This is a genomic window from Pseudomonas brenneri, assembly GCF_007858285.1.
In the GTDB taxonomy this organism is placed as follows: Bacteria; Pseudomonadota; Gammaproteobacteria; order Pseudomonadales; family Pseudomonadaceae; genus Aquipseudomonas; species Aquipseudomonas brenneri.
On the sequence record NZ_VFIL01000008.1, the window covers coordinates 326,045 to 333,081 of the forward strand.

The 7,037-nt window shown below is 59.2% G+C and carries 6 protein-coding genes; 3 read left to right on the forward strand and 3 right to left on the reverse strand.

The window, feature by feature from the left end; genetic code table 11:
* The first annotated feature begins 214 nt into the window (after positions 1-214).
* Positions 215-2,152 carry a pilus assembly protein TadG-related protein gene (locus FJD34_RS19515; RefSeq protein ID WP_090292885.1) on the forward strand — a complete coding sequence of 646 codons (1,938 nt, stop codon included), beginning with the start codon at positions 215-217 and terminating at the stop codon, positions 2,150-2,152.
* Here the strand turns inward: FJD34_RS19515 and FJD34_RS19520 are convergent.
* Entirely contained in the window at positions 2,149-4,893 is a 2,745-nt protein-coding gene (locus tag FJD34_RS19520) for a PAS domain-containing sensor histidine kinase (RefSeq protein WP_090292886.1), read from the reverse strand. The genes FJD34_RS19515 and FJD34_RS19520 overlap by 4 nt on opposite strands.
* The gene (locus tag FJD34_RS19525) at positions 4,890-5,327 is read right to left on the reverse strand and encodes a TadE/TadG family type IV pilus assembly protein (RefSeq protein WP_032859799.1); all 438 of its coding nucleotides are present in this window, start codon (positions 5,325-5,327) and stop codon (positions 4,890-4,892) included. Before FJD34_RS19525 ends, FJD34_RS19520 begins: the two co-directional genes overlap by 4 nt.
* A gap of 72 nt (positions 5,328-5,399) precedes the next feature.
* Here FJD34_RS19525 and FJD34_RS19530 point away from each other — a divergent pair, with 72 nt between their 5' ends.
* Positions 5,400-5,873: a prepilin peptidase gene (locus FJD34_RS19530; protein WP_065942408.1), complete on the forward strand. Its 474-nt coding sequence runs from the start codon at positions 5,400-5,402 to the stop codon at positions 5,871-5,873.
* A gap of 126 nt (positions 5,874-5,999) precedes the next feature.
* Positions 6,000-6,782 carry a response regulator transcription factor gene (locus tag FJD34_RS19535; protein ID WP_032859796.1) on the forward strand — a complete coding sequence of 261 codons (783 nt, stop codon included), beginning with the start codon at positions 6,000-6,002 and terminating at the stop codon, positions 6,780-6,782.
* A gap of 156 nt (positions 6,783-6,938) precedes the next feature.
* On the opposite strand, the gene FJD34_RS19540 is transcribed toward FJD34_RS19535, so the two are convergent.
* The coding region (locus tag FJD34_RS19540) for an IS3 family transposase (protein ID WP_146552254.1) at positions 6,939-7,037 on the reverse strand (99 nt) is incomplete at its 5' end.

The following is a 7,037-nucleotide window of genomic DNA, read 5'->3' on the forward strand; positions in this document are numbered from 1 at the left end:
ATGTGGGAGCCGTCGAGCCCCAGCGAGGCCGCGATGGGATCGCTGCGGTGTACCTGTTACACCGCAGCGCCCGCATCGCAGGCAAGCCAGCGCCTACAGGTTCCGTCAGTCGCCAAATATGGCTACTTGCCAGCGTACCTTCCAAGCCTTGTCTACACTGCAGTTCACTACAGGAGAGTAAGCGCTCGGCAGTTCGCCGGCAAAGGAGTGCTCGATGTCTCCCCGACTTCGTTCTGGCCAACGTGGCGCAATCGGTCTGGTGTTCGCCGGGACCTTGGCGTTGGCCCTGGTGTTTTTGTTGCTGGTGGTTGATAGCGGCCGCCTGTACCTTGAAAAACGCAAGCTGCAGGCCGTTGCCGACACCGCCGCCCTTGAAGCCGCCAATCGCGGTGGGCAGTGTTCAGGCAGCACCACCGCTGTTGATTACGCCAAGCAAAACGCCACCCGCAATGGCTTCACCGTCGTCGCCAACGACAACAGCCGCGCGCTGGCGGTGAGCTGTGGGACGTTGTTGACCAATGCGGCCAATGTCCGTGTCTTTACTGTCGATGCAACCAAGAATGATGCTATTCGTGTGGTGGCGAGCCGTACTGTCTCCACGGGTATTGCCAATGGGGTGTGGAGGTTGTTCAGCGGGACGTACAACGCCAATACCACATTGACGGCTACGGCGGTTGCCGCGCTGGCGCCGCCGGTGGCGCAGTTGACGATTAGAAGTTCGCTTGCCTCTGTCAACACCGCGAAGTCTGATCTTCTTAATTTGGTGGTCGGAGGCATGCTCGGCGGTAACCTCTCGATCACCGCCGCAGGATGGGAGGGCTTGGCCTCGACCGACATTAACCTGCTTAGCTACTTGGATCAGTTGGCCATTCAAGCGCAGGTTACGGCTGGGGACTACACGACACTGCTCGACACCCTGGTGTCACCAACTCAACTGCTCAATGCAGCGGTTACGGTTCTTCAGCAAAATGGAGCTGCGGCTTCGGTTGCGCTTGGGGCTACGAGTGCAATCCAACTGATAGCCAAAAATACGAAAATCCTGAAGTTGGGGGATTTGTTGGACATAGCCAATGGAACGCCCACCGAAGCGCTTAATACCAATGTGCAGTTACTTCAGTTGATCCAAGGCGTGGCTCAGCTTTCCAATAAGAAAAACGCAGTGAGTGTTACAGGGCTGGTCACTATTCCATTGGTTGGCTCTGTATCTATAACGACGAAGGTTATCGAGCCACCGCAGCTTTCAAACATCGGAAATCCACTCAAGGCGAAGCAAGGGCTAGCCACCAATACCGATCAAATTTATGTGCGTACGGCGCAAGTCAGGACGCTGGTATCTATAGATGCTTCGGTGCTCAAGGACGTTAGTTCTATCGTGTCTGGGATCGCGGGATTGACGACGCCTGTCCTCAAGGTAGTTAAAGGAGTATTGAGTCTGGACTTGCCTGCGATACTGGGTGGTGTTCTATGCGTCCTCGCATGCGACCGTACTGATATCGCAATCGCGACCAAGTTGGACATTTATATCGAGGCCGCCAGCGCAGAAAGCCATGTAACGGACTTCAGTTGCGCGACCCCAGCTACGAAGTCTTTGACTGTGCTGGCTCATAGCTCAATTGCCACTCTAGCTATCGGTGATATAGATCCTGCTAAAGCTTTTTCTCCTTCTGTCCCTGTGGACGTCCAACCCATACGGCTGATTGATATCGGTACAAGATATTGTTCACTGTTAGGTGGCTGTAGTGCTACACGCAAAAGTAATGTTGGTGGTGGCTTTCTCTTGAAGGCCGAATCCACTATCGGCGAGCGAACCCAAAGTTTGCTGTATATGCCAGTTGCGGAAATGAATGCGAAGTCTACCTATCAGAGCATCAGCAGTATCGACATCGTCAACAGTCTGGGAGCCACGTTGAGTGGCCTTCAGGTTACCTACAAACCTCCTAGCGGGAGTGCATCGAGTAGCCTGCTTGCAGGTGTTGCAGATAGCTTGGCTTTGGTTGTAAATCTTCTGGTTACGGCAATTCAAGGCCTGCTCTCACCGCTACTCGATCCTATCGTCAATGGCTTGCTCAGCGGCTTGGGTATCAACCTGGGCAACGCCGAAGTCGGCGCCAACCTCACCTGCCATATGGGCCGCGCCTACCTCGTCATCTAACCCCCACCCACCACCGGCAACTCCACACAAAACCGCGCGCCATGCTCACTGTTGACGACGCTCAACCGTCCGCCCATGTTTTCCACAATGCCGTAGCTCACCGACAACCCCAGCCCGGTACCAACACCGATGGGCTTGGTGGTAAAGAACGGTTCGAAAATCCGTTCCAGCAACCGTGCGTCGATCCCGCCGCCGTTATCTTCAATCCAGATCCGCACATGACGGCTGTCGTGTTCGCTGTACAGCGCGATCCAGGGTTGGAAGCCGTGGTTTTTTTCATGTCGGGCCACGAGTGCGTCGCGGGCGTTGACCACCAGGTTGATCAGCACCTGTTCCAATTGGTCGACATGGCCGTTGACCTGCACATTGAAGTCCATGGGGGTGATGCGCAGGTCCACGCCTTTACCGCGCAGGCCTTCGCCCAGCAGTGACTGGGTACCTTCCACCGCCTGGGCTGGGTCGAAAGGTTGTTGCTCGACCTCCGAGCGGCGGCCGAACACACGCATATGGTCTACCACCCTGGCTGCGCGCTGGACCTGGGCGTCGATGCGCTGGAGTTTTTCCGTCAGGTAATCGATCTGCACGTCGCCGTTGCCCAGGCGCTTGAGCACATTGACGATGGCCATGCGCATCACGTTCAGCGGCTGGTTGATCTCATGGGCCAGGCCGGTGGCCATTTCGCCGAGGGTGGCCATTTTTGCGCTTTGGGTCAGTTGCTGCTGGGAGCGACGCACTTCGGTGTTATCGCGGCCCACGGCCTGGATTTCCTGCAGTTGGCCGTGCTCGTCGAACACGCCACGGTCGGACCAGACCCACCACGCATGCTCGCGCCCTGGCAGTTGCAGGCTGATTTCGGCGGTGCTGACGGGAAATTCCGGGCTCAACTGGCTGATGCGTTTTACAAAGGCGTTGCGTTGTTCGGCCGACAGCCATTCGCCCAGGTTGATCCCCGGTAACTGTGCGGGCGTGCATTCCAGGTAGTTGGCCAGGGGCGTGTTGCCGAAAGTCAGGGTCAGGTCCGGGCGATAACGGCAGATCATCGCCGGCGAGTCTTCCACGAGGATCCGGTAGCGCTCCTCGCTTTCCTTGATCTGTTGTGCGGCCAGGGTCGCTTCGGTGACGTCCAGCCACAGGCCGACGGCTTCCACCGGCAAGCCGAGGTCGTCGCGCAAAAGCTTGGCTTCGTCCAGCAGCCAGTGGTAATTGCCCTGGCGATCACGCACCCGGTAGCGGCTGCGCACGCTGCCTTCACGCAGCAGTTGCCGGGTGCGTTCGAAGTACACATCGCGGTCGTCGGGGTGTACCCATTCCACGGAGGTGTCGTGGGTGCATTCGGCCAGGGTCCAGCCCAGCAGCGGCAGCAGGCTGTCGCTGAAGAACGCCGGGTGCAGCGCGCCGTTGACGTAGCGCTGGACGTAGATCACCGCCGGGGAGCTGGCGATCAGGTTATCCAGGCGCGCATGGGCGGCGGCGGCCTGCAGTTGTTGGTTCTTGATGTCGCTGATATCGAGCATGAAACCGATCCAGCGCCGCTGGTCGCCGGCACCCAGCACCTGGCCCTGCACGCGGTACCAGATAGGGTTCTGCTTGGCGTCGGTACGCAGCAGGCGCACGCTGGTCAGCAACGGTTTGCTTAGGGTTTGCAGGTCTTGCAGGCGGCTGTTGAGCTCCTGGCGGTCGGCGGGGTGAATCAACTCCAGCCAGTTGCCCAGGACTTGCCTGGTCGGCGCATCTTCCGGGCTCAGGCTGCGCATCAGTTGTGGCGCCAGCAGGATCTCTTCACCGCTGCTCAGCAATTCCCACCAACCGGTGCCGAGCAGGCCCTGCAAGGCTTCCACGCGCTCCAGCTGCTGGTGATGACGCTGCTCGCGCAGTCGGCTGAGCAAGGGGGCGGCGAGGGCGGCGGCGAGGTTCAGCCAGTCACGCTCGTTGACGTCGGGGTGGCCGCTGTAGAACCCGCACAGCAACCAGGCGGCGACCCCCTGGCTATCGCGATAGGGCACCAGCAAGCCCTCGGCATTGCCAAACACGCTGTACAGGCGTGGGTGCTCACTGCGGCCCTGGAGATGTTTGAGGCTCAGTGGGGTGTTGCCGTTGAGACTGTCCAGGCAGGTGCCGAGGCGTTGCCCCGGCGTCCACAATTGCGGCGCGTCATGGGCGCTGTGGCTGCTGTAGACCAGCCAGTCCTGATCCTGCTGGTCCAGCAAAACCATGGCTACGCAAGGGATGCGCCAGCGCTGGGCGAGACTGCGCAGGTGGTCGTTGAACACTTGCGGCAGGCGCGTCAGGCTGCAGACGCGCAGTTGCTCGCTCATCTGGCTGGCAAGTTGATGGTTCTGTTCGCGCTGCTGGGCCAACTGCCGGCCTTGCAGCAGGTCGCTGATATCCAGTAGGCGCAGGATCCAGCCATCGCCATCGGGCTCGACCCAGCCACGGGTATGCAGGATCGTGTCGGCGGCACCTTGGAAATCCAGGTCCAGGCTATTGCGCTGCCAGTCGACGGGCGTGCCTTCGATGCTCAGTGCGCCAGGCAGGCACAGCAGGTCGCGCAACAGCGGTTGGGGCTGGGCGCTAAGGTGATGGGCCAGTTGCGGGCGCAGCGCACGGCTGATCTGCAGCACATGGCCTTGCTGGTCCAGGCGCAGGTGCAGGCCGGGGCTAGGCTGGCTGGCTGGGGCTTGCAGGGCCTGGGCGCTGCTGCGGCCGAGCAGTCTGCCGAAGATTTTGTCACCGGAGGTCAAAATTGCAGGCTCGACTGGGCATGCAGTGTCGTTGGCAGCCTGGGCACCGTGCCAATGCCTGGCAGGACAATAAACGGCAGGACATTCTTGAGGTTAGCCGAGGGGTAGTTGATTTCGACGGTCAGCACCCCGGCGGTGTAGGTCGGGTTGATATGGCCCGCCTGGAACTGGAAGGTGGCGGGAATCCACTGCAATTGGCTTTGCACGGTCTGGGTCGCCCGCAGTATGAGCGCAGCATTGTAGTTGGGGGTGCTGGGGTCCAACGCCACGCTGCGGCGCACGGCCTCGGCCGTGGCCTGGTTGAACGACTGCAACAGCAACAGCGGCAGGCTGTAGCTGACCATGGCATAGAACACGGCAAAAAAAATCACGAAGACCGCCGCAAACTCGATGGCGACGGCACCTTTTTGCTTTCTAGGGAGGCTGGTTTTCATCACTGCGACTACCCTGACTGCTACTACCTGATATCAGCATAGAATCAATCAGCAAAAAGGGACGGTTTTTACGTGATCCAAGGCCTCGTGGTTTTTGTCTGGTTGGTGGTGTGTGCGGTGCAGGACGTTCGCCAGCGGCAGATTGCCAATCGCCTGACCCTGGGTGCCGTGCTGCTGGCGCTGCTTTACCTGATGTGGAGCGGCTCGACATGGCTGGGGACCTCCAGGGCTGAAGGGGTGTGGGCCTTCTTCCTGGCGCTGCTGTTGACGCTGCCCGGCTACGCCCTCGGGCGCCTGGGCGCCGGTGATGTGAAGCTGCTCGCGGCGTTGGCACTGGCGTCGAATTCGACCTACCTGTTGTGGTCGCTGATCGGTGCCGGCGTGGCGAATGTCGCCTGGCTGATCTATGGGCCGCGGCTGTTACCACTTGTCAGTCAAGGTGTTAGAGCGCGCCTGGGTTATCTGGTGGTAGACCCGTCAAGGAAGCTGCCCTTTGCGCCGTTTCTGTTAGTGGGTTTCACCCTGGCCTGGCTGTGGCTCCATTAGTCGTGGATGCTCTCTATCGCTATGTACATAGTCGGAAAGTACGTCTAAGTTTATTTACACAAGCAAGTAGGAAAGTTCTTCGGAACGGATAGGTCAATCTTTGGCTTGCCAGGCATGGAGTAGCGCGTGAACAAGCTTACGTCTGCAGTAAAAGTGCTCGTGGTCGATGATCAGCCGCTGATCGTGGAAGAGCTTTGCGAGTTTCTCGAAAGCAGCGGTTATCGCTGTGTCCCTTGTGAATCCAGCCAGCAGGCCGTGCAACGCTTCAGCGAGGACCCGCAGATCGGCCTGGTGCTGTGTGACCTGCATATGCCCGACATGGACGGTATCGAGTTGGTGCAGGCACTGCAAAAAATCGCCGGCAAGCAGCGTGCATTCGAAGCCATCATGTTGACCGGTCGCGCCGACAAGCAAGACGTGATCAAGGCCTTGCGCGTGGGTATCTCCGATTACTACCAGAAGCCCATCAACCTCAATGAGTTGCTGGAAGGGTTGCAGCGTCAGGAAGCTGCGCTGGAAGAACGCCACAAGAATCTGCATCTGGGGAATTTGAACCAGAAGCTGCAATACCTTTCAGAATCCATCGACGACTTGTACCAGGACCTGGACAAGGTCCGTCGCGGCCCGGCGGCGCGAGCCGATGGCGAAGGGGCAAGCGAGGAGACCGAGCGCCTGGAGGTGCCGGCGATCTTCAATCAGTTGTCACCGCGGCAACTGGACGTCGCCAGGTTGGTGGGCAAGGGGCAGACCAACTACCAGATTGCCTGCGAGCTGGGCATCACCGAGAACACGGTCAAGCTGTACGTGTCCCAGGTGTTGCGCCTGACCCATATGCATAACCGCACCCAACTGGCATTGGCGCTGTCGCCGAGCAGCTCGGCATTGCGCCAGCGGGTGACGGCGCACTGAGGATTACTGATTACTCAGGACATGCACAAAACCAATGTGGGAGCGGGCTTGCTCGCGAATGCGGTAGATCAGTCAGCACCTATATTGACTGACCCACCGCATTCGCGAGCAAGCCCGCTCCCACATTTTGGACTGCCCCCGAAAAGTTGGACAGTTTCAGCTAGCAGCCTCAGCAGCATGAGTCCTGTATTTCACAGGGCTCATGCCATTGAGCTTTAGCTTGATGCGGTCATGGTTGTAGTAGTGGATGTACTC

Bases quoted from the DNA above. Each gene is read 5' to 3' on its own strand.
- FJD34_RS19515 (WP_090292885.1), top strand. From the start codon at position 215: ATGTCTCCCCGACTTCGTTCTGGCCAACGTGGCGCAATCGGTCTGGTG.
- FJD34_RS19525 (WP_032859799.1), bottom strand. From the start codon at position 5,327: ATGAAAACCAGCCTCCCTAGAAAGCAAAAAGGTGCCGTCGCCATCGAG.